Origin of the sequence: Pseudoalteromonas sp. NJ631 (genome assembly GCF_000276645.1) — a bacterium.
GTDB lineage: Bacteria > Pseudomonadota > Gammaproteobacteria > Enterobacterales > Alteromonadaceae > Pseudoalteromonas > Pseudoalteromonas piscicida.
Genome location: NZ_AKXJ01000004.1, coordinates 1 through 23,045 on the forward strand (window position 1 = coordinate 1; position 23,045 = coordinate 23,045).

The 23,045-nt window shown below is 44.3% G+C and carries 18 protein-coding genes; 12 read left to right on the top strand and 6 right to left on the bottom strand.

Annotated features, from left to right (window positions below):
- Positions 1-93: 93 nt before the first annotated feature.
- From A587_RS0108800 to A587_RS0108815, 4 genes are all read right to left on the bottom strand, one after another.
- Entirely contained in the window at positions 94-405 is a 312-nt protein-coding gene (locus tag A587_RS0108800) for a hypothetical protein (RefSeq protein ID WP_010371443.1), read from the bottom strand.
- A gap of 223 nt (positions 406-628) precedes the next feature.
- A complete protein-coding gene (locus A587_RS0108805) occupies positions 629-940 on the bottom strand; it encodes an antibiotic biosynthesis monooxygenase family protein (RefSeq protein WP_010371442.1) in 312 nt (103 codons plus the stop codon).
- A gap of 119 nt (positions 941-1,059) precedes the next feature.
- Entirely contained in the window at positions 1,060-2,271 is a 1,212-nt protein-coding gene (locus tag A587_RS0108810) for a M24 family metallopeptidase (RefSeq protein ID WP_017217278.1), read from the bottom strand.
- Positions 2,272-2,448: 177 nt separating this feature from the next.
- Positions 2,449-3,684, bottom strand: a complete 1,236-nt coding sequence (locus A587_RS0108815; RefSeq protein ID WP_017217279.1) for an NAD(P)/FAD-dependent oxidoreductase — start codon at positions 3,682-3,684, stop codon at positions 2,449-2,451.
- 228 nt (positions 3,685-3,912) lie between these two features.
- Here A587_RS0108815 and A587_RS0108820 point away from each other — a divergent pair, with 228 nt between their 5' ends.
- The 12 genes from A587_RS0108820 (at position 3,913) to A587_RS0108875 (ending at position 19,267) form a co-directional block, all read left to right on the top strand.
- A complete protein-coding gene (locus tag A587_RS0108820; protein ID WP_017217280.1) occupies positions 3,913-4,827 on the top strand; it encodes a dihydrodipicolinate synthase family protein in 915 nt (304 codons plus the stop codon).
- A 4-nt stretch (positions 4,828-4,831) separates the two neighbouring features.
- A complete protein-coding gene (locus A587_RS0108825; RefSeq protein WP_017217281.1) occupies positions 4,832-5,833 on the top strand; it encodes a 4-hydroxyproline epimerase in 1,002 nt (333 codons plus the stop codon).
- Positions 5,834-5,917: 84 nt separating this feature from the next.
- Positions 5,918-7,414 (top strand): aldehyde dehydrogenase (NADP(+)), encoded by a 1,497-nt coding sequence (locus A587_RS0108830; protein ID WP_017217282.1) that lies wholly within the window; start codon positions 5,918-5,920, stop codon positions 7,412-7,414.
- A 139-nt stretch (positions 7,415-7,553) separates the two neighbouring features.
- Positions 7,554-8,219: a GntR family transcriptional regulator gene (locus tag A587_RS0108835; RefSeq protein ID WP_017217283.1), complete on the top strand. Its 666-nt coding sequence runs from the start codon at positions 7,554-7,556 to the stop codon at positions 8,217-8,219.
- A 274-nt stretch (positions 8,220-8,493) separates the two neighbouring features.
- Complete coding sequence (locus A587_RS0108840; protein WP_017217284.1) at positions 8,494-10,389, top strand: propionyl-CoA synthetase; 1,896 nt, start codon at positions 8,494-8,496, stop codon at positions 10,387-10,389.
- Between the two features lie 774 nt (positions 10,390-11,163).
- A complete protein-coding gene (locus A587_RS0108845; RefSeq protein WP_017217285.1) occupies positions 11,164-12,432 on the top strand; it encodes an efflux RND transporter periplasmic adaptor subunit in 1,269 nt (422 codons plus the stop codon).
- A 41-nt stretch (positions 12,433-12,473) separates the two neighbouring features.
- The gene (locus A587_RS0108850; RefSeq protein ID WP_010376940.1) at positions 12,474-13,169 is read left to right on the top strand and encodes an ABC transporter ATP-binding protein; all 696 of its coding nucleotides are present in this window, start codon (positions 12,474-12,476) and stop codon (positions 13,167-13,169) included.
- Between the two features lie 9 nt (positions 13,170-13,178).
- A complete protein-coding gene (locus A587_RS0108855; RefSeq protein ID WP_017217286.1) occupies positions 13,179-14,540 on the top strand; it encodes an ABC transporter permease in 1,362 nt (453 codons plus the stop codon).
- 2 nt (positions 14,541-14,542) lie between these two features.
- A complete protein-coding gene (locus tag A587_RS0108860) occupies positions 14,543-15,763 on the top strand; it encodes an ABC transporter permease (protein ID WP_017217287.1) in 1,221 nt (406 codons plus the stop codon).
- A 60-nt stretch (positions 15,764-15,823) separates the two neighbouring features.
- The gene (locus A587_RS0108865) at positions 15,824-17,143 is read left to right on the top strand and encodes a sigma-54-dependent transcriptional regulator (RefSeq protein ID WP_017217288.1); all 1,320 of its coding nucleotides are present in this window, start codon (positions 15,824-15,826) and stop codon (positions 17,141-17,143) included.
- Complete coding sequence (locus tag A587_RS0108870; protein WP_017217289.1) at positions 17,140-18,477, top strand: sensor histidine kinase; 1,338 nt, start codon at positions 17,140-17,142, stop codon at positions 18,475-18,477. Before A587_RS0108865 ends, A587_RS0108870 begins: the two co-directional genes overlap by 4 nt.
- A gap of 343 nt (positions 18,478-18,820) precedes the next feature.
- Positions 18,821-19,267, top strand: coding sequence for a hypothetical protein (locus A587_RS0108875; protein ID WP_017217290.1), 447 nt, complete (start codon positions 18,821-18,823; stop codon positions 19,265-19,267).
- A 57-nt stretch (positions 19,268-19,324) separates the two neighbouring features.
- Here A587_RS0108875 and A587_RS0108880 read toward each other — a convergent pair whose 3' ends face one another.
- Together A587_RS0108880 and A587_RS0108885 are read right to left on the bottom strand one after the other, a co-directional pair.
- Complete coding sequence (locus A587_RS0108880) at positions 19,325-20,767, bottom strand: catalase (RefSeq protein ID WP_017217291.1); 1,443 nt, start codon at positions 20,765-20,767, stop codon at positions 19,325-19,327.
- A 218-nt stretch (positions 20,768-20,985) separates the two neighbouring features.
- On the bottom strand, positions 20,986-22,917 hold the full coding sequence (locus A587_RS0108885; RefSeq protein WP_017217292.1) for a S41 family peptidase: 1,932 nt from the start codon (positions 22,915-22,917) through the stop codon (positions 20,986-20,988).
- Positions 22,918-23,045: the final 128 nt, after the last annotated feature.

Below are 23,045 nucleotides of genomic sequence, written 5' to 3' on the forward strand. Positions count from 1 at the left end.
TTAAAAATAGAATAAAGAAAATTAATTAATTTATTTTAATAATAAACCACTATTATAAATATAGGAGTTATAGTGGTTTATTATAATCTAGGATTACTCGTTAACGGTTTTAGTATTTAATTTACTACTTTGCAGTGGGGTATATACATCTCTATACATTACTGAAGAACCAAAAAAGCTCCTGTAAGTGCCAAGTATCACCTTACCACCTTCACATGTGGCTTCTTCTTCAGTCAAATACCAAGGCGTATTTGAACGCTCCGAAGCTGAATAACTATAGAGTACGCCATTAACGCTTGTTATCCCATTAGCTGCATAATAGCACTCACTTGAATAATAAGTAACTTCTTGGGCAGATACTACCGATGCTCCTAATACCATAGATAACGCAATGAGTGATTTCATTCTATTTTCCTTTAAAATGTTAACTTACGTTGATTTGAGAATTTATCATAGAAGAGTTTTTAAAATATGCCACCAGTAATTTATGAATTTTTTTATTTAAAAGTTGCAATTTTTATATTAGTTGTTATTTGAAGGGTTTTTGTCGTAATTTGAAGTTGTCTTGCTAGAGATAAAAACAGCTAGAGCAAGACAATTTTGTCGGTGGTGGTAATCGTTAGTAGCCTTATAAGCTATATTCTCGCTCTACCTTAGCAATACGAGTTGTATAACTTTGATACCATTTTTTGTTGCCGTTTTTTTGTGCCTCAATATGCTCAGCATTGGCTTTCCATGCTTTGATTGATTCTAGGTCGCGCCAATAAGAAACGGTGATCCCAACCTCTTCACGCGCAGATTCTAACCCTAAAAACCCGGGTTGAAGCTGAGCAAGTTCGACCATTCGCGAAGCGGTTTGCGCATAGCCTTCATCGTCTTTATTTTTAATATTGGTAAAAATTACAGCGTAATAGGGTGGTGGAGGAGTAGTTGCTATCATAAGTTGTGACGCAGTAAATTGCAGGTGTTAAGTTTATACCAATTAACCCCTGCTTAAATCAATCACGATAAATGGTGAATTGCTTATCAGAGCATCTCACCATGTAGCTATCGCTAGGGTTATTCAACCCCAAAAGGATTTTCTATGCTATGTGCAGGTTCAGTAAACCAACGTGGACCTTCGTCGGTCATATAGAAATGGTCTTCCAAGCGAATGCCAAATTCATCAGGAATAACCAGCATAGGTTCGTTTGAAAAACACATTCCGGCTGCAAGCGGTTCTGGGTTGTCTTTGACTAAATAAGGCCATTCGTGGATATCTAAGCCGATGCCATGCCCAGTGCGATGCGGGCAACCTGGTAGTTGATAATCAGGACCGAGCCCATTGCTGGCAATATACTCTCTCGCGGCCTTATCAACAGCGCCACAGGGCGCACCAATTTTGGCTGCATTAAATGCTGCAATTTGCGCTTGCTTCTCGATTTGCCAAACGGACTTTTGCTTTTCACTGGGGTCGCCAAAAACATAAGTACGGGTAATATCACTAAGGTAGCCGTGTAACTTACAGCCAGTGTCGACGAGAACCACATCGCCTTTTTTCAGCGTTTGTGGATTTTTTACACCATGTGGGAATGACGACGCCACACCAAATAGCACAATACAAAAATAATTGCCCGGCGCCCCCACTTTTTTGTGCGCTTCATTAATAAAGGCTTCAACTTCGGTTGTCGTGATCCCTTCATACAGCATAGATGCCGTTGCTTTATGTACGGCAAGCGTCATGTCCATTGCGCGTTGAATAAGGGCAATTTCATTGGCCGATTTATGCATTCTACAATGCGCTGTTACTGCCTTTGCATTGATAAGCGAAAGCTCAGGTGCCGCGAGTCTGATCCCATCAGCAACAAAAAACGCTGTGCTTTCGTCAATGGCGAGTGTGCCTGTGCTATCAATATTGAGTGTGTTAAGTACGTTTGCGACGAACTCGTAAGGAGACTCTTCTTCTTGCCAAGCATGAATAGGACCTTCAATCAGCCAATAATCCTTGATTGAGCCGATCTCGAAAAATGGGACGATAAACTGAACTTGCCCATTGGCGGGTAAAATAGCACCGACCAAACGCTCACTGGCGTACCATTGCAAACCAGTAAAGTATTTTAAATTTGTACCAGCATTTAAATAGAGTGCATCAATGTTGTTCTGCTGCATATATTGTTGAGCTTTCTCTATTCTTGCTAAATACTCGCTTTCGCCAATTGGCGCTACGCCTTTGGTCATATCTTCTAAGTTATCTAGCGCCTGTTTTGCGCTCTGGTATGCAATACCTTTCATTTTTGTGATCCTATATATCAATTTGACTTGATACTTGCTCAATTTGAAGGAGTAAATCTTCCGCTAACTGCGTTAAAAATTTCTTATTTAGCGTAACTAAATCACAAAATTTTTGCCTTGCTATCGGTAAAATTTTCTTGCTTCAAATAGACCTCTTAATCAAGCAAATTGCTATTACTAATTAAATCGAGCAATACTAAAGGGAGTAAGATCGATGTCGTTGGGCTTGTTGTCAATAAGATCTGCGATACATTCACTTGAAATTGCGGCTTGGGTCAGTCCTAAATGCTGATGACCCAGTGCAAAATACAGGTTGTGATGATTTGGCGCTTGTCCGATGACAGGTAAATAATCTGGGAGTGAGGGACGGCAGCCAACCCAAAGCGCTTCACTATGCTGTGGCAGAGTTTGCCTTAATAGAATACTTGCGTGATGTAACAATGCGCGAGCACGGCTGTAGTTGGGTTTACTCTCCAGTGCGGCAAACTCTACCGTTCCGGCCAGTCGTAAACCTCGTGACATGGGCGTCATGATAAACCCTCGTTCACTCGATGCGACAGGTCGTGTAAGCGTATTATTCATTGCCAACATGTTGTGATAACCACGCTCGGCAATAATGGGCAGTGAATAACCTAAAGACGCACAGAGCGTTTTACTTGCAGCTCCGGTTGCCACAACGACTTTGTTAAAGGTCATCTTGTGGCTTTTGGAGTGAAGTGTGTAGCCATGCTCTGTGTGGGTAATATCGTCGATAGAGCCTTGTTGGAATGCTCCCCCTAGCTGAATAAACTGCTCATATAACGTCAAACAGAGAGCGTAGGGATCTGTGCTATGCGCGACTTTATCAAAATACAGTGCCGAGGTAATGGTATTTGATAGGATCGGCTCCATTTCTCGGGCTTGATCACCTGTAAGTAAGCTCACTGAGATGTTTTGTTCGGCGTATTTTTTATAGCTTTGACGCGCAGAGCTTTCGTCACCTTCAAATACCAGTAAACTGCCGTTGCTAGATATAAGTGTATGATACTTATCACCAAGTAAACGCTGGTATGCGGGTAGTGCGCGTTCATTTAAACTTCTAAGTGCGATTGTACCTTTGTGGAAACAGCTACTTTTCATTTGCTTTAAGAATCGTAGAAACCAAGGAATATTTTTGAGTAAAGAGGTGGTCTCTACTCGCAAAGGCCCCACCGGATTGACTAACATGGCAGGCACTTTTGTTAGTAAAGCTGCATCAGCCATGGGGAATACCTGTTCTGTGGCAAAATGCCCAGCGTTACCCTTAGAGCATCCCTCCGCGGGCCGGTTTTTATCGAACAAGGTAACAGCGTGGCCTCGTCGAGCTAATTGCAGCGCGGTGGTGATCCCAATGATCCCTGCGCCGATCACTGCAATTTTATTATTACTTTCCACAATTCACCTCACCATCCTAAATTGTATTTCCACATAGACATCAATCAGGCCTCGTTTAAATACCAAAAAGAAAAAAATTACCACTTATAAGTCATAAGATTACAGACATTTAGGCCAGTCATTTGAGTTGATGACTAAAAAATCTCTCTTTTGAATATTGATTATTGTATACAATATACCTATTATGGCAAGCACAATAACTAAACAACCTAATGAAAGGCGAGAACCATGAACGTAAATTGGCAGGGTGTATATCCAGCAGTAACCACTCAATTCCATGATGATGAAAGCATCAACTTTGATACTACCAAAGAGATGATAGATAACCTGATTAACGAAGGGGTTCATGGCATCATAGTATTAGGCACCGTCGGTGAAAACTGCTCACTCACGGCTGACGAGAAACGCCAAGTGTTAAAAGCTGCAACAGAAGTGGTAGGTGATAGAGTGCCACTACTTAGTGGTGTGGCTGAAACTACAACTGCACTTGCTGTCGAGTTTGCCAAGGATGCAGAAGCGCTCGGCATAGATGGACTAATGGTATTGCCGGGGATGGTCTACCGCTCAACCGAGCGCGAAGCGATTCATCATTACCAACAGGTAGCGCGAAGCACAGCATTACCTATTATGATTTACAACAATCCGGTGACCTACGGTGTCGATGTGTCTATTGAGGGCATGAAAACCTTAGCTGAAGAGCCCAATATTGTTTCTGTAAAAGAGGCGACGGAAGATACCCGCCGTATTAGTGAGCTGTTTAGCGCATTTGGCGATCGCTACGTTGTATTTGGTGGTGTTGATGATATCGCACTGGAAAGCCTAATGCTTGGCGCGACAGGTTGGATCTCGGGATTGACCAATGTATTCCCACGCGAGTCTGTGGCTATTTATAAGCTTGCTGAACAAGGTCGCTATGAAGAAGCGCGTGCGCTGTGGCGTTGGTTCTTACCTTTGCTACGCTTAGATACTATTCCCACACTGGTGCAGTGCATCAAATATGCAGAACATTTGGCTGGACGCGGTAGTGAAGTGACTCGTTCACCAAGATTGCCACTCACCCAAGAGCAAAAGGCTTACGTGAGTCGCTTGTACGATGAAGCGATGGCAAATCGAATTGACTTAAGCCAATATAACTTGGACTAAGCGTATGATTTTAGGCACCTACTATTGTATAGATGGCCACACCTGTGGCAATCCCGTGCGCTTGGTCACAAGCGGTCATCCAACGCTTTTGGGCGAGAGCATGAGTGAAAAGCGCCAACATTTTTTACGTGACTACGATTGGATAAGGCGCGCACTGATGTTTGAGCCCAGAGGCCATGACATGATGTCGGGTGCCTTTTTATATCCACCGACTACCGCAGATGGGGATGTGGCAATCCTATTTATCGAAACCTCTGGGTGCTTGCCTATGTGTGGGCACGGCACTATCGGGACAGTCACTTTTGGCCTTGAAAGCGGCCTTATTACTCCAAAGGAACAGGGTGTACTCAAGCTTGACACCCCTGCGGGGCGTGTGAATGCCTATTATGAGATGAAGGCTGGTAAAGTGACTTGGGTAAAGCTCTACAATGTGCCGGCATTTTTGGCGTACCAAGCGGTGCCTGTCCACGTTGATGGGCTAGGGGAGCTCATCGTTGATATTGCCTATGGCGGTAACTTTTACATTATTGTTGAGCCTCAAAGTCTATTTGCTGGTGTGGATCAAAGCTGTGCTGCCGAATTACTGGCGTGGAGCCCCAAAGTGCGCGCGGCAGTTAACGCACAAATAAACCCAATTCATCCTGAAGACTCCACCGTGTGTGGCGCCTCCCATGTGTTATGGACAGGCAAGCCACAACATCCAGATAGTCATGCGGCCAACGCGGTATTTTATGGCGATAAAGCGATTGATAGATCGCCTTGTGGCACAGGCACAAGTGCACGAATGGCACAGCTGTTTGCAAAAGGACAGCTAAAAGATGGCGATACGTTTGTTCACGAGAGCATCATAGGCAGCCAATTTATCGGTAAGGTCGAAGGCACAACTGAAGTGGCGGGAAAAGCCGCAATTCTGCCAAGTATTCAAGGTTGGGCACGTCAAACGGGAAGTAATTGTATCACTGTAGATGACGAAGATCCGTATGCATTTGGTTTTCAGGTGCTCTAGGGCTTGTTGGCCTTTGCTGCAAAAATAAACTTGAAAGATCAACAGGCCCTAGTCATTAAGACTGAAAGAAAACAGGAGCTAACAATGAATTTATCAGGAAAGAGCTACATTAACGGTGCGTGGCAAGCCGCACAAACGGCAACAACGTTTTACGCGTTTTGCCCTGCAACCAATGAAGCGTTAACGCAACCATTTTTTAACGCTAGTGAAGCACAAGTAGAGGAAGCCGTTAATGCAGCAGAGCAGGCTTTTAAGGCTTATCGTAAAACGTCGATGACTGCTCGAGCAGAGTTTTTAGAGACCATAGCGCAAGAAGTTCTTGCCTTAGGTGACGAGCTAATAACTACCACAATGGCAGAAACTAACCTGCCAAGGCCAAGACTCGAGGGCGAGCGTGGCCGCACGGTAAACCAATTAAACGCATTTGCCGCAGCGCTGAGAGATAACCTAGCTGAGCTTTGCCTGACTAAGGAAGAGCAAGCGGACCCAAATCGCACGCCGCTGCCTAAGCCAAAAACACAGCTTAAGCATATTCCTATTGGCGTTGTTGCGGTGTTTGGCGCGTCAAACTTCCCGTATGCCTTCTCTACGCTTGGGGGCGATACCGCAGCTGCATTAGCCGCTGGCTGCCCTGTGGTATATAAAGGTCACCCAGCGCATCCAGCAACGTGTGAGCTAATGACTAAGGCCATCGCCACAGCAATAAGCAAGTGCGATATGCCAAGCGGGGTGTTTTCAATGCTGCAAGCGAAAGCATACGATGTCGCGCATTGGCTGGTTAAAGCCGAGCCTATCAAAGCGGTTGGATTTACAGGCTCCTTTGGCGTTGCAAAAGCATTGCAAGACACCATCGCGAAGCGCCATGAACCTATCCCGCTTTACGGTGAGCTTGGCAGCGTAAACCCGCAAATTGTCTTACCTGAAAAGGTACAGTCGCAAGGCGCAGAGCTTGGTGCACAATTTGTCCAGTCCTTACTTATGGGTAATGGTCAATTTTGTACTAGCCCCGGTATTTGGTTGGTGCCAAGCAATCATTCACAAACATTTATCGAGACGGCTAAGCAAAATATTAGCGCAGCACCTTCTGATACTTTATTGACTCTGGGTATTTTAAAAGCTTATCAAAACAGCACTGCGGCGCTAAAAGCACACTCTCAGGTAACGCTGTTGAGTTCCAGCGAACAAGCACAGCCGTTTCACGCAAGCGCCCACTTGTTCCTAACGGATAGTGAAAGCTTTGCAACCGATGCAACGCTTAAAGAAGAAGTATTTGGGCCAAGTGCTTTAGTGGTGAGCTATGACAACTTAGCGCAGCTTGAAGGCTTAATCGAAGATTTAGATGGACAGCTCACCGCCAGTATTCATGGCACTGAGTCTGACCTACATCAAGCCGAAGACATCATAGAGGCGTTACAATACCGCGTAGGTCGATTGATTTACGGGCAAATGCCAACAGGCGTTGAAGTGTGTGCCACTATGAACCATGGTGGGCCGTTTCCGTCATCAACCGATGTACGTTCAACATCGGTAGGGCTAGAAGCGCTCAAACGATTCGTAAGACCAATTTGTATACAAAGTTAAGCAAACCAAGCCCATAGTACTGCTATGGGCTTTTTTATTCAGACATAATTCGCACATCAAACTTATATACTCGACAAACATGCAATTTGAACTCAGATACGTTTATAATGAGTTCATAAAACAATAATTACTAAATACTATGGCGATTGTACATAAAACTCGAACTCAATTAGTTGCTGAAGCAATTCGTGAAAAAATCCTCACTGGCGAAATCAAAGCGGGCGAGCCGCTGAGGCAAGCCGCGCTGGCAGATGAGTTAAATGTAAGCCGTATTCCTGTTAGAGAAGCACTCCTGCAACTAGAAGCCGAAGGCTTAGTTAACTTCGAAGCGCACAAAGGTGCGACGGTCACGCGCTTAAGTGCCGAGCAAATCGATGAAATATTTGATCTACGCGCATTGTTGGAAGCTGAGTTGTTACGTCACTCAATCGACCAGTTAACCGCACGTGATCTGCTAGAAGCCGAAGCCATTTTAGCCGAGCTTGAAGAAGCCACCGCCGCTGGCGATACACAACTGGCAACTGGTAAGCTTAATGCCGAATTTCACAGTAAACTCTACAGCAAAGCACAGCGCCCACAAACCCGTGAGTTGGTGGATGTGTACAGTAAAAACTCGGAGCGCTACGTGCGCATGCACATTCTACTCGCTGGCGGCATTAAAACCGCACCAGAGGAACACCGCCAGCTATTAGAGCTATGCCGCGATAAAAATACCAGAGGGGCCTGTGACTTTTTGAAAAAACATATTACTGGCGCAAAGGATGATATTAAAGCGCTGCTGCTAAAGCTTGAAAGCGAGCAGTAGGTAAATTTGGTCGTATTGGCCCTAGTGGATTTCTGAATAATAGTCATATCTATTCTCATGGCTATTGTTCAGGACGCTGTGATTACATTTATATCTAATTAGAAGAACAAGTGCTTATTAACACCCGTACTAGAGACAGCTCCTTACCCAAACATAATCATATCTAACGCCCCCAACATTGATCCACATCATCCTCGCAAGACTAAAGTCTCATCAAAACTTGGCGGTTTTTTATCTATCTTTACTAAGTTCCAGCGAAACTGAGTAACTTAATATGACAACAACATCCTATCAACAGGTATACCACACATTTTCCCAAGACCCTGAGGCATTTTGGCTTAAAGAAGCGGCACGGCTTGATTGGCATACGTCACCACAAATCGGACATAACCAAGACCAAGAGGGACTGAGTCATTGGTTTAGTGATGGTTTGATGAATACCAGTTATTTGGCACTTGACCATCATGTAGACCAAGGCCGAGGCGAGCAAACCGCATTAATTTATGACTCGCCGGTGACCAGTACCAAACGCAAAATTAGCTATCGAGAGTTGCTCTCTCAAGTGAGCCATTTTGCAGCTGGCTTAAATCAGCTTGGTGTAAGCGTAGGGGATAGGGTCGTAATTTATATGCCCATGGTGCCTGAAGCGGTCGTTGCTATGCTTGCTTGTGCGCGCGTGGGTGCTATACATTCGGTTGTGTTTGGCGGCTTTGCACCTCATGAACTTGCGGTGAGAATAGATGATGCGAAACCAAAGCTAGTGATCAGCGCTTCTTGCGGAATTGAAATAGGCCGCACCATTGAATACAAGCCTATGCTGGATGAGGCGCTCTCGTTGGCAAAGCATCAAGTAGAGCATTGTATTGTGTTACAGCGTGAGGTATATCAAGCGCAGATGTCATCGCCAAGGGACCTAGATTGGGCTGTGGTGGCAAACACGCCAGAATCCTTTGATGCCGTGCCGTTACCAAGCACCCATCCGCTTTATATTTTGTATACCTCTGGCACCACAGGCACACCCAAAGGAGTAGTGCGAGAGCAGGGCGGTCACGCTGTGGCATTAAACTACAGTATGAAAACCGTTTACGGCATGGAGCCCGGTGAAGTGTTTTGGGCTGCATCCGACATTGGCTGGGTTGTGGGGCATTCTTATATTGTTTATGGCCCGCTGATTTATGGTTGCACCAGCGTATTATACGAAGGAAAACCGATTAAAACTCCAGATGCAGGGGCGTTTTGGCGAGTGGTCGAAGAATACCAAGTGGCAGCACTTTTTAGTGCACCGACGGCATTTCGTGCCATTAAAAAAGAAGATCCGAGCGCAGCGCTTTTGGCTAATTACAACACCAGCAGTCTAAAAACGCTATTTTTAGCTGGTGAACGACTCGACCCTGCCACCTACGACTGGTTACAGTCCACCACAAAGCTACCAGTAATCGACCACTGGTGGCAAACGGAAACGGGCTGGGCAATTGCATCTAACCCAGTTGGGATCGAATTGATGCCTACAAAGGCGGGCAGTGCCACAGTTCCTACACCGGGCTATCAAGTTGAGATCCTTGATGTGGACGGCAGTCCATGTGAAGCCAATCAACAAGGTGTTGTTGCGGTTAAATTGCCACTTCCTCCCGGTTGTTTAACCACTATTTGGAATAACACGGCGCGCTTTAAAGGCAGTTACTTATCACAATACCCTGGTTATTATCTCTCTGGTGATGGCGGGTATTTTGATGAAGACGGCTATTTGTTTATTATGGGCCGCACTGATGATGTAATAAACGTAGCCGGGCATAGACTGTCAACCGGTGAAATGGAAGAAATCGTTGCTGGCCACAATGCAATTGCAGAATGCGCCGTATTCGCCGGTAAAGATGAGTTAAAAGGCCAAGTACCCATTGCCATGGTGGTATTGAAAGATGGCGTAAACACCACTGAATCGGCAATTGCCGAGGAGATAAGAGGCCTGATCCGCGAAAAAATCGGCGCGATTGCCTGCCTTAAAACCATTAAAGTGGTTGAGCGTTTACCCAAAACCCGTTCGGGTAAAATTCTTAGAAAGAACCTACGCCAGCTGGTAGACGGAGAAGACATTATCGTGCCATCTACCATTGACGACCCCGCCATTATTGAAGAGCTAAAGCAATTGTGGGATGTGAGCCAGCACCAATAGTTTTTGTGTTAGCAGGTTACCCCTAACGCTAAACGCGCATCAACATTAGTTAAGAGCGGGTTCACCCCAGGATTTTTTGGAGTGCTGCTCCTTCTAAAATCTGATGTCGCTAAATCATGATCTACCAGTTTTAGTCGCGATTTAGCTGTGTTGCAGAGCCATTAGGGTAGACCTTTTGCTAAACGCGCAAGAGTATTAGGTGGGAGCGGGTTCACCCCGCGATCTTTTGGAGTGCTGCTCTTTCTAAAATCTGATGTCGCTAAATCACGACCTACCAGTTTTAGTCACGAACCAGCGTGTTGCTGAGTCATTAGGGTAGACCTTGGTGCTAAACGCGCAGTAATATTAGGTGGGAGCGGGTTCACCCCGCGATCTTTTGGCGTGTCGTTCCTTCTAAAATCTGATATCGTGATAAATCACGACCTCCCAGTTTTAGTCACGACCTACCAGTTTAAGCCACGATCTACTTGTGTTGCTGAGCTATTAGAGTAACTTGTGTTAAGCGTGCAGCAATATTAGGTGGGAGCGGGTTCACCCCGCGATCTTTTAATTGTGGTTCCCACTAAAATTTGATGTTGCGGTAAGTCACGAACAGCCAGTTTTAGTTACGTTCAGCTATTGTCCGCAAACTGTCCGGTGTCCGTCCAATCCCCTTGAATAAAGCCGTTAAATCTCATAAATGTCATATAAAACAACAGCATAAATTCTGGCACGCTACTTGTTATTAGTTATTCATGATAATCGCGGACACCCACTTGTCCGCAAGGAGGTAGCATGATTAAAGATACAAGTGCGCAAGACAAACAAATCGCAAAAAAGCGAACCATAAAAAAGCCGGTGATTGCGTTGTTGGCCGTTGGCATCACCTTAGCTGGATTAACCAGTGCTTGGCCAAGCATTAACACGATTCTGTCAGCAGAGCAGACCGTATCGCGCGAGCAAGTACGTCTCGCCACAGTAGTGAGAGGAGATATCAGCGAAGATATTCGCGTTGAAGGGCGTACGCTCGCTGCGAATAATCCAGACTTATACGCCATCGCATCGGGCACAGTAACACTCAATGTTAAACCCGGTGATGCCATCAAAGCGGGGCAAGCGTTGCTTAATATCGACAGTCCAGAGCTAACCAACCGTTTACTACAAGAAGAGGCGACATTTGAACGTTTACAAACGGAAGTTGAGCGCCAAAGGATCTCGATTAAACAGCAGCTACTCGATACCGAACAACGCATGGAAATGGCGAAAGTAGACTTAGAAGCAGCAGAGCGGGAAATGGCACGCTCAAAACAAAGCATCGAAAAGCAAATTATCTCAAAACTAGAGCTTGAACAGTCAATGGTTGAACTTAAGCGCGCGCAGCTACAAGAGCGTCACGCCATCGATTCGCTAAAGCTTGAGCAAGAGCGACTTGCGTTTGAGCTAAAAAGTAGTGAGCTGAGCCTAACCAGACAACAGCATATTTTAGAAGAAGTGCAGCGTCAGGTAGCCGCTCTTAACATTATTTCGCCGTTGTCAGGTATTGTTGGTACAGTGCATGTCCAGCAAAAGCAGTTTGTACAGCGAGATGCGGCATTAATCTCCTTGGTTGACCTTTCTGAGCTTGAGGTTGAAGCGCAAATACCAGAAATTTATGCCGACAATCTGGGGGTCGGCATGGCCGCGGAAGTATTTATCAATCAATACCAATATCATGCAAAACTGGTCGCTATTTCCCCAGAAATTGAAGCTGGCCGTGTCAGTGCGCGAGTACGTTTTGATGAACAACCAAGCGGTCTTCGCCAAAACCAAAAGGTATCTACAAGAATTATCCTGTCGCAAAAGCAAGACGTGCTCAAAGTAAGGCGTGGTGCATTTGTTGAAACCGGCGCTGGGCGTTTTACCTATGCGGTTGTCGGAGAGCAGGCTGATCAAACACCCATTCAGCTCGGTGTAAAAAGTATTTCTGAAGTTGAGATTATCGAGGGCCTGAATGAAGGACAAGAAATCGTGATCTCAAGTTTAGATCCGTTCAATAACAAAGCGCGAGTGTTACTCGGGAAGTAGCTTCATCTTGCGTACCGAATAAGAATGAGAAGGAATAGACAATGTTAAAAATGAATGAAGTAAGCAAAATCTATCGCACAGATATGATTGAGACCCATGCGCTCAGCAATGTCAATTTAACCATTGAAGAAGGGGAGTTTATTGCGGTCACAGGCCCGTCAGGATCAGGCAAAACGACCTTTTTGAACATTGCCGGTTTGTTAGAGCGTTTTGAGCGCGGTGACTATTTTCTAGATGGTGAAAACGTTGCCAATCTTAACGATAAAAAGCTATCACAACTACGAAACGAAAAAATTGGCTTTATCTTCCAAGGCTTTAATCTTATCAGCGACTTATCTTTATATGACAACGTTGAAGTTCCCCTTATTTTTAGGGGAATAAAAGCCAGTGAGCGTAAAAAGCGCATTGAAGAAGCGCTTGAACTCGTTGGGCTTGCAAGCCGAATGAAGCACTATCCGGCACAGTTGAGTGGTGGGCAGCAGCAGCGTGTGGCTATTGCCAGAGCGCTGGCGGGGAAACCGCGCTTCCTTTTAGCGGATGAACCAACGGGTAATTTAGACAGCTTAATGGCAAGGCAAGTGATGGATTTATTACAAGAAGTGAATCAGGCGGGCACCACATTGATTATGGTAACCCATGACAATGAGCTGGCTCGAAGAGCGGGTCGTAATATCCAAATTCTTGATGGTGAGTTAACCGACATCACTAAATCTCAGTTAACCGAATTGGCAGTGTAGGAGCAAGCAATGAAAGAGCTAATACTGTTAGCTTGGCAGGGATTAAAGCAAAAACCCAAGCTAAGTGCATTGATGGTGATCAACCTTGCAGTTGGGATCACGTTAATGTTGACGATGTCAGCCATTGTAAAACAAAGCAGTAGTGAGGTGATTGGTCATAAGGGTGATTACTTGTACACCGCGGGCCTGAATTTTTTTGATGGCGACCAAGACGTTGTCGATTTCAACCAATTTCCTCGCTGGACATATCAAGATGCAGAGGCGCTTAAGCAAGCAGATATACCATACGAGCATCTATCATTTAACTACACCACAGAGTTTATTGTGGGGCTGGCGGATAACTCAGTTAGGCCTATTAGTGTAGAAGCTTCTGGCACAGATAGAGAGATGTTTAGTGTACTAGATGCGCCGTTTATTCACGGAGCTTCTTGGAGTGAACAAAGCCAGCAAAGTGGTGAAGCGGTCGCTGTGATCAGTAAAAATGCTAATGATCATCTTTTTGGTGGGGCGAATTCTGTCGGGCAGTTTATTCAAGTTCAAGGCGAACAAATACAAGTCGTGGGCGTGGTTGATTTGAGCAATTATAAACGTCGTTTCCAAGATTTGAGCTTTAGTAATAATTACAATCACGATGCTTTTATCCCGCTAAATTATGCCTATGTGCAAAACTTTCCACGAACAGGGCAAGTATCGTGTAGAACCGACGATTTATACACCGAAACTAACCCGCGTAGCGGCAATATCGACATGCTGAAAAGTGCTGAATGTGGTTATTTGACGGTTTGGTTCCAATACCAAAATGATATGGGAACAGCACACCTCGCGGAATTAAAAACGTGGTTGAATAGCTATATTGCAAATCAGCAAGCGGTCGGTCGCTTTCAACATAAAAATCTTACCGACTTTTATAGCATGGGCGAGCTCTATATTTTGATCCAGCGTTTTATGGCATGGGAAGCCATTTACCTGACGTTTGCGTATTTACTATTTGGCATTTGTTTAGTGAATACCGTTGGCATTCTGCTCGCCAAATTCCAAGCTAATCGAAAGCTTATTTCCCTCTATCGAGCGCTCGGCGCAAACCGTGGGGTCATAATGCAAATTCACTTTTTAGAGATTTTGATGCTCACAGTTGCCTCTGTCGTGCTTGGTTTTGTACTAGCATTTGCAGGACTCGAGTTGATGTTCCATTTGCGTATGTATCAGACGGATTATATGGCGTTTGCCGAGCAAGTTCGTCAAATCTATCAGTTCGATGGTGAGCTGGCACTTTGGACGACGACAGGTATTTTCTTGGCGGTTGGGATATCTGGATTATATCCGGTGTATCGTAGTAGCCGTGTATCACCAGCTACAGAGTTAAGGGGGTAAGTATGGCGATTAAACATATTTTGAAACTGATCTTAAAGCAAAAAAGTATTGCACTGTTAATTATTCTACAAATCGCGATCACCGTGATGATTGTCAGCAATACCGCGTTTATTAGCTATGCAACGCTGCAAAACTGGCTAATTCCTTCAAAGTTGGAAGAGCAACAAATTCTCAATGTAACGACGAGAGTATTTGATACCTCGGTAGACGTGCAGTCACTTATTGAAAAGGATATTCAAGCGATTGAAAATGTTCCGGGGGTCGTCGCCGCATCTTATGCTGGTAGAGAGCTGGTATTAAACAGCTTAGGCCCTGGATGGACCATTTTTAAAGATACCCAACCAGAAACAGACTACAGCGTGTTCGGCTACTTTGGCTTAGATGAAAAAGGGGTGGATGTGCTTGGGCTGGAGCTCGTTGAGGGGCGTAGATTTTATGCCAGCGAATTTATCAAAGGTGATGAGGCAACAAAAAATGCAGGCGTTATTATGATTAGTGACGACCTTGCCACATCCTTATTTGGTGATGATTCTGCCCTTGGACAGACGGTGTATATTTCAAGACAACGCATTCCACATCAAGTAGTTGGTGTTTATAAAGGTAAAATGCTTGGAGAAGGAGCAACATACAATCAACAACCCTACAATTCGGGGGTTGTACCTGAAGTCATTTGGGGTAACCGTCAACGGGCCAATTATTTAGTCAGAGTTGAAAAAGGCGTGTCTGAGCGAGTGCTAGAAGAAGTTGAAACGGCACTTTATCACACCAACGGACGAATGGTTGAGCGAGTAGAGTTTGTTGCCAGAGCAAAAAAACGTTTGTGGGATGGCCGTAGCACCTTTGCACTCACCATGGCAGGTATAAGCATCATAGCATGCGTGGTCACCGCGCTTGGTATTATCGCACTTGTCAGCTTTTCTGTTAGCCTAAGAAAGAAAGATCATGGTGTCCTTCGTGCGTTAGGTGCATCTAAAGGTAAAGTGATGTGGTCTTTAATTAAAGAAAATACAATTTTAGTCTTTATCGGTTTAGTGCTAGGCTTTGGTCTCTCGATTTTGCTTTACTATTTTTTGATGAATAATGTTCGCGTGCAAAGTGTGGTAGAGATCCCGTTATTGGTTGGGGTAGCTATTTTTACTTGGCTTGTGAGTACATTGGCGGTGTACCTGCCTGCCAAAGAAGCGGCGAAAGTGTCCCCGGCACAAGTAACTAAATCGAGTTAATAATAAAAACAACAAAGCCCCGAAAGGGGCTAAATCTACAAATTAGGATCAAAAGCGTTCATGAGTGTATTGGTAATTGACGATAATCCGGATGTAATTCAAGCCATTAAAGTCCTTTTGATGCTCAACGATATTCCGTGTGAAGGTGTTACCTCTCCGCAGCTGGGTCTAGAGAAGGTTCGTAGCAAACAATTCGACTTAGTTATTCAAGATATGAACTTTACCCGAGACACCACCAGCGGTGCGGAAGGTAAAGCCTTGTATAAAGCCATTCGAGATTTAGAGCCAGATTTGCCAATCATTTTATTGACGGCTTGGACAAACCTTGAAATGGCGGTAGAGCTAATTAAAGATGGTGCGGCAGACTACTTAGCCAAACCTTGGAAAGACCATAAACTCGTCACCTCAGTGAAGAATTTGCTCGAAATGCGTGAATTGCAAGAGCAGGTGAGTAGTGCTGCTAATCAGCGCAACGCCAGATTACAAAAGCTAAGAGCGCAATACGACCTGTGTGGTGTGGTGGTTGCCGATCCTGCCATGCTGAGCTTACTTGAGATGGCTACTCAGGTTGCGCACTCCGATGCGCCAATTCTGATCACAGGACCAAACGGCGCAGGCAAAGAGAAAATTGCAGAAATCGTGCAAGCCAATAGCAGCTATAAACATAAACCCTTTATTAAGGTAAATGCGGGGGCCATTCCGGCGGACCTCATTGAGGCCGAGTTATTTGGGGTTGAAAGTGGTGCTTATACAGGCGCACAAAAATCGAGGGCTGGGCGCTTTGAAGCCGCCGATGGTGGCACCTTGTTTTTGGATGAAATCGGTAACTTGTCTTTGGCAGGGCAACAAAAATTACTGAGGGTTTTACAAAGCGGTGAGTTTGAGCGCGTTGGCAGCACGGTGACAAAAAAGGTCAACGTAAGGGTAATAAGTGCCACCAACAGTAATTTACCAGAGGCCATTCGCGCAGGTAGTTTTAGAGAAGACTTGTATTATCGGATCAATATGATTGAGCTTAAACTGCCGCCATTGTCTGAACGAAAAGAAGATATTACGGTGTTGGTGGAGCATTTTTTACCGAGCAATAAAACGATAAGCAACGCGGCAATGAAGCAGTTAAAGCATCATACTTGGCCTGGAAACGTCAGGGAGCTTGAAAACACCATAGGTCGTGCTGTGCTATTGAGTCCCGGGCAAGAAATTGAATGTGAGCATTTAGCAATTCAAACACCACAACATGAAGAGCCGCTTGAATATACACAAGCAGATATCGAAGCCGCATTAGACAGCGCTGATGGCGTAGTCAGTAAAGCCGCAAGAAAGCTAGGGTTAAGTCGGCAAGCACTATACCGGAGAATGGAGAAGTTTGGCTTAAAATGATGGTGTCTCTTCAAGCAGCGGTGTCTGCATGCCTATTTGTATCACTATTAGTGTTTGCGGCTATTCTATGGCTGGCAGCTTTATTTGCAATACCATTTACTCTGGCAATTCCACTGGGGCTACTTGTTGCGGCGGTAGTAGGCGTTATCGGTATCAGTTACTTTTTCTCTCGCCAACAACGGATCATAGATTGCTTAACGGACGGGATCCGCAGTTTTAAAGATCAAGACTTTTCAGTTCAAATTACGCATTTTGAAAGCATAGAAATGTCTGATCTAATTTTGGAATATAATCGTTTATCGACAACACTAAAAAAGCAGCGCCACGCTACTAGCCAAAGGGAGTTACTACTCGATACCATTTTGCAGGTGTCGCCGGTGTCGATTATATTACTCAATCAGTTTGATCAGGTTGTATATGCCAACGAAAAAGCTGGGAAATTACTTAATAACAAAAAATCTCTAAGTGGCCTTGTACTGCATCATGCCATCGCAAATGCAGATCCTAAACTGCAAAGCATTTTGCTACAAAAAGAATCTGGGTTTGTGACCTTTCAAGCCAATGATGAAAAGCAGAGCTATTACTTTTCAAGGCAGAGTATTACACTCAACCACCAGCCGCATGTGTTGCTTATGTGTCAAAACCTATCTAGCGAAATGAGCCGCCAAGAGGTAGGGCTTTGGAAAAACGCCATTCGGCTGATAAGTCATGAGCTCAATAATTCATTAGCGCCTATTTCTTCGTTGACCAACTCGGCAAATACAATTGTAGAGCGAAGCGCCAAAGAGCAAAACCACGCCCTTATTCAACTATTGCCCGAAATGCTTTCGACGATTAACCGCCGCACCGAGAACTTGAGTGAATTTGTGGCTAAATATAGCGAATTTGCAAGATTACCTGCGCCAAATATTACAGAGCAACCGTTGCAGCCCTTACTTGATACCGTTGGTAAGCTTTATGACTTTACTTTGCTGGCAGCACTTCCTTTGGAGCGCGCTTTTTTTGATCCCATACAGGTAGAGCAGGTGATGATTAATTTGGTTAAAAACGCCCATGAGTCAGGATCTAAAATAGATGAAATAGGCGTGAAGCTGCTGGTTGATTATCAACGTCTGATAGTCGTGGTTGTTGATAGAGGTGTAGGAATGGAAGAAGAAAAGCTAGCAAACGCAGTACTGCCATTCTTTTCTACTAAACCCAGTGGCACAGGCATAGGACTTAGTATTTGTAATGAAGTCGCCATTGCCCACGGTGGACAACTTAAGCTATTTAATCGCGAAAAAGGTGGACTAATGGTGCAGTTTGATCTGCCTCTCGTTGCACCTAAAGCATAGCGTTGTCATTGCACCAACCCATATCGGGTGGGAGCGGATTCACTCCGCGATATTTGGGTTTTAATGGCGTATCTTAAGCAGCGGAAATCTCTTTGTCGTGATAAATCACGACCTACAAATAATAAGCTTCACAGGTTTATTTTATTGACTTCACTTTTTACTAAACGTATGTAGGGTGGGAGCGGGTTCACCCCGCGATCTTTGGGTTTTAATGCCGTATCTTAGGCGGCAGAAATCCTTTGGTCAGATAAATCACGACCTACAAATAAAACCGGTTGAGCGCATATCTATCGACAGGCAAAGGCAGAACAGCGATACTCAAGCAAGTTGACAATATAGGGAAATGAATTTGAACGCGCAAACTCAAACGACCAACCATTTTTTACTCTTCGCGGGTGTGTCTACAGTCATTGCAGCAGTGGCGCACATTGGCTGCATCATCTTTGGTGCACCTTGGTATCGATTTTTTGGTGCTGGTGAGGAAATGGCTACTATGGCCGAGCAAGGGCTTATTTATCCACACATTGTCACTGCCGTTATCGCTACGATTTTACTGCTCTGGTCATGCTACGCGTTTTCAGGGGCGAAACGGATCCGACAATTACCTATGCTTAAAATCGCCCTGTGTGTGATCAGTGCAATCTTTTTAATAAGGGGAATTGGCTTTGTTTTTATCATGCCAACGATCCCTGATAACAGCATGACGTTTTGGCTGGTGAGTTCCTCAATTTGTTTGGTAATAGGAGGGGCTTACGCGCTTGGAACCAAAAAGGCATGGTCACAAATCTAGCAGCTTTAAAAGCTAGCACTCAGGTACTAGCTTTTTGTTCAGATTGGTTAGTTAATCTTATTTATTCAGTGCCGTTCTAACGCCGGCTTCAAGTTCTTCGTGAACAGATTTAAATAACCCAAGTTGGCGTTCTATGATATGTTCAGGTACACCCGCCATCGCGCGTGCTATGTTGCCGTACAAGCGCTGCTTTTGGGCATCATCAAATAAGCAATATAGAGCACGAGGCTGTGAAAAATCATCATTGTCTTTGCGGTGGTCGTATCTATCCGCCATTCCCTCAAGTTCAAGAGCAGGGCGTTTATACTCTGGATTCTCTTTTGGGCCTCCCATCGAGTTAGGCTCGTAGTAAGCATCTTCGTTACCACCGGGTTCATTGTTAAAGAATCGCATTGCACCGTCTTTGTGGTAATGATGCACAGGGCATTTTGGGCGATTAACAGGTAATGCCTCATAATGCGTACCGAGTCGGTAGCGGTGCGCATCAGCATAGGAGAAAATGCGTGCTTGCAACATTTTATCTGGAGAAAATCCAATGCCAGATACCACGTTAGACGGGCTAAATGCGGCTTGTTCTATCTCAGCAAAATAATTGTCTGGTACGCGATTTAGTTCGAGTGTGCCAACATCGATGAGTGGAAAGTCGCCATGCGGCCAGACTTTGGTTAAATCAAACGGATTGTGTTGGAACTGTTTTGCCTGCGCTTCAGTCATCACCTGTATTTTCATGTCCCATTTAGGGTAATTTCCGCGTTCTATGGCCTCAAGCAAGTCCTCTTGAAAACTTTCTCTGCTTTCGCCAATGACTGATTTTGACTCTTCATCGGTATGATGCTGGTGGCCTTGTTGGGTTTTCATATGAAACTTCACCCAAACTCTTTGGTTTTCTTCGTTAATCAAACTAAAGGTGTGAGAGCCATAGCCATTCATGTGTCTCACATCCGTTGGCAAGCCACGGTCAGACATTAAAATTAATACTTGATGCAGACTTTCTGGCGACAATGACCAAAAATCCCATTGTGCGGTGTTGGAACGCAGGTTCGTTTTAGGGTGGCGTTTTTGGGTGTGAATAAAATCTGGGAATTTATACGGATCACGGACAAAAAATACGGGAGTATTATTACCAACTAAATCCCAGTTTCCTTCTTCAGTGTAAAACTTTATCGAGAAACCTCTAACGTCACGCTCCGCATCCGCAGCCCCTTTTTCACCCGCCACCGTTGAAAAGCGCATCAGAATGTCAGTTTGCTTACCAATCTCACCAAATAGCTTTGCCTTGGTATATCGGCTTATATCGTTTGTTACCGTAAATGTTCCAAACGCCCCCCATCCTTTAGCATGCACGGTACGCTCTGGTATACGCTCTCTATTTTGATGCGCAAGTTTTTCGATTAACTGGTAATCTTCAACCAATAAGGGGCCTCTAGGGCCAGCGGTCAAACTATTTTGATTATCGGCGATTGGATTACCAGCAGTGGTGGTTAATGGACACTTGGTCATTGCTCGTTTCCTTCATATAAAATTTAGAAATTAACAGCAATAAATGAACCAAAATAAAAGTGCAATAAAAACAGGTTGTTATAAATATTGTCGGCGGGGGTGTGAGTTTTACTGAGCAAAGTTTTCAGAGTGATGTAAGCGCTACATGAAATATGTAGGCGGTTGAAATGCAGCGGTTTAATCCGCTGCATATTTAGAAATTAATCGTAGCTAAAGTTTTAGAAAAACCTCGTTGAATTCCATAAACGTGTTTTACCACTATCTAACCCAACAAACTGCACTGTACCTGTCGTTACGTTACTTGGTAATGTGTAGCTAATCGTTTTAGCTCGGGTACCATACGCAAATGCAGATATACGTTTTACTTTAGTACCATCAATGTACACGTCTACGTACTCTGTATTGGTTACATCAAAATTATACACGCCGTTAGTCTCAGCAACCGACGCAAATCTATCTGAATTAAATGCTACCGTAGCGCGCGCCGTGGGTTTTGCGAGTAACTTACGAGCGATCGTATTGAAATCTTGAGCATCACCATCGAATATGTCTTCAACGTTATAACTGACAACTTCATTGGCAACACAGCCGTAATCCTCAATGAGCGCATTGATGTGATGACCTTGACGTACTGACTGACGCCAAGACACCCGCATACTTTGATCATAAGGTAGCGCTTGATATGGTGCACCCACGTACTGTACAAATAAACCATGCTCAATTACGTTTGCGCCACCTGCACCAGTACGTTCGTGCTGTCCAAATACGGTAGCAATACCGTTATCTTGCATACCACATGTGAACATATCACCTGCAGAGTAGGTGTTAGCGTTAGCCCAAACCCCCACGTTACCATAGTATGCCTGACCAATCTGGTTTGCTGCATCTTTTGTCATGAATGAGGTTGCAGCAGAGTATTGTTCATTAGTACCTTGTACGTCAGCCAATACTTGGTGCCAATTATCACTGAGGTAAGTACCGAACAGCGAATTATTTAGAATATGATGGTTCTCAGGTGTGTTTATAAAACGTACATGAGATGGAGTAACACGTTTTGGTGTAAACAGTTGTAGTAAATAGTCGTTGTATAGAATATTACCGCCAGGGTTGCTTCTAACATCAATAATAAGTGCTTTCGTGTCACTCAACTGGTTATCTAAGATATCTATGATGGCAACAAGGGCAGCATTAGTTCCATTTTTTGGTGAAAAAGAGGCAATCTTAATATAGCCGACTGACTCGCCGTCTACTTGTACTTTATTCCATGTCACCGTCGGCTCAGCTGTGGCATTGGCTGCTAGGGCAAAAGCACTATCTTGAGCTGCCGCTTCTAACTCTTTAAATGTAGCAAATTCATAGTTAATACTTTTCGTAAACTGCGCTGTATTATCTTCTGTATTCGCTTGTGTGCTCGGATTTCCGTTATAAACCAACCAAGGCAAGTTAACGCTATATATTTCGCCCGTTTCGTAAGATTCTAAAGTAAGCGTTAGCGCGTCATTTTGTGGCGGCATCTGTTTATTATGTGATTTGATAGTTAAGTTGTTTAATGCACCAACAAACCCGCCATCTGGGTTAGCCCCACCGCCTTGGAATAGTGTGTTGTTTACCACATCAGTCACTGCTTGGCCGTTGTATGCAATGACTTTATCGCCTAAAGAAACCGTTGATGTATCTGGTGCAAGTACGGTGTAGTTTTGCCAGATGCGGTTTACGCGTACTTCCTTGCTGCCATCTGCATTAACGGTTTGTGCAAAATGAACTGGCACAAAAGAAACAAAGTTTTTCATTGGTGCCGGGTAGTTATAGTCCAAATGAAAATCTCGCTGAGATAAGAAGATCTTTTGCAGCTGCTGATGAAATTGAGAAGAACTTAGATTTCCCATGTTATTGATTAAGTCGTCTACTGCAACTACTGGATCTAAGTGTCCGGCCGGAGAAAGTCCGTAGTACAGGTTTTTTGCGTATTTATTGACGTATAAACCGTCAAGCAATAGTTTCGCTTGCTCAGCTACAAGCGCTTTTTGTTCATAACTATAATCTTGAATACTAATTTGGTCGCGTGTGTCTTCAAGATAGGATATTTGTGCCATAGCACCCGATGTAAAGCTTAATGCCAAAAGACTGGCAACTGTTGATAATTTAAACATATTGTTATTGTCCTGTATATGGAAACAAAACTGTTTTATATCTTTTGGGTACAAAAGTCGATAGGTGTTAAACAAAATGATAATAATTTATTGCTTTTATGTGTGTTGATTAAACCGAACTTCTTACT

Coding starts and splice junctions, on each gene's coding strand:
- A587_RS0108810 (WP_017217278.1), bottom strand. CDS start 2,271: ATGAAAGGTATTGCATACCAGAGCGCAAAACAGGCGCTAGATAACTTA.
- A587_RS0108880 (WP_017217291.1), bottom strand. CDS start 20,767: ATGACCAAGTGTCCATTAACCACCACTGCTGGTAATCCAATCGCCGAT.
- A587_RS0108820 (WP_017217280.1), top strand. CDS start 3,913: ATGAACGTAAATTGGCAGGGTGTATATCCAGCAGTAACCACTCAATTC.
- A587_RS0108835 (WP_017217283.1), top strand. CDS start 7,554: ATGGCGATTGTACATAAAACTCGAACTCAATTAGTTGCTGAAGCAATT.
- A587_RS0108860 (WP_017217287.1), top strand. CDS start 14,543: ATGGCGATTAAACATATTTTGAAACTGATCTTAAAGCAAAAAAGTATT.
- A587_RS0108875 (WP_017217290.1), top strand. CDS start 18,821: ATGAATTTGAACGCGCAAACTCAAACGACCAACCATTTTTTACTCTTC.
- A587_RS0108855 (WP_017217286.1), top strand. CDS start 13,179: ATGAAAGAGCTAATACTGTTAGCTTGGCAGGGATTAAAGCAAAAACCC.
- A587_RS0108870 (WP_017217289.1), top strand. CDS start 17,140: ATGATGGTGTCTCTTCAAGCAGCGGTGTCTGCATGCCTATTTGTATCA.
- A587_RS0108845 (WP_017217285.1), top strand. CDS start 11,164: ATGATTAAAGATACAAGTGCGCAAGACAAACAAATCGCAAAAAAGCGA.
- A587_RS0108865 (WP_017217288.1), top strand. CDS start 15,824: ATGAGTGTATTGGTAATTGACGATAATCCGGATGTAATTCAAGCCATT.
- A587_RS0108850 (WP_010376940.1), top strand. CDS start 12,474: ATGTTAAAAATGAATGAAGTAAGCAAAATCTATCGCACAGATATGATT.
- A587_RS0108825 (WP_017217281.1), top strand. CDS start 4,832: ATGATTTTAGGCACCTACTATTGTATAGATGGCCACACCTGTGGCAAT.
- A587_RS0108830 (WP_017217282.1), top strand. CDS start 5,918: ATGAATTTATCAGGAAAGAGCTACATTAACGGTGCGTGGCAAGCCGCA.
- A587_RS0108805 (WP_010371442.1), bottom strand. CDS start 940: ATGATAGCAACTACTCCTCCACCACCCTATTACGCTGTAATTTTTACC.
- A587_RS0108885 (WP_017217292.1), bottom strand. CDS start 22,917: ATGTTTAAATTATCAACAGTTGCCAGTCTTTTGGCATTAAGCTTTACA.
- A587_RS0108840 (WP_017217284.1), top strand. CDS start 8,494: ATGACAACAACATCCTATCAACAGGTATACCACACATTTTCCCAAGAC.
- A587_RS0108800 (WP_010371443.1), bottom strand. CDS start 405: ATGAAATCACTCATTGCGTTATCTATGGTATTAGGAGCATCGGTAGTA.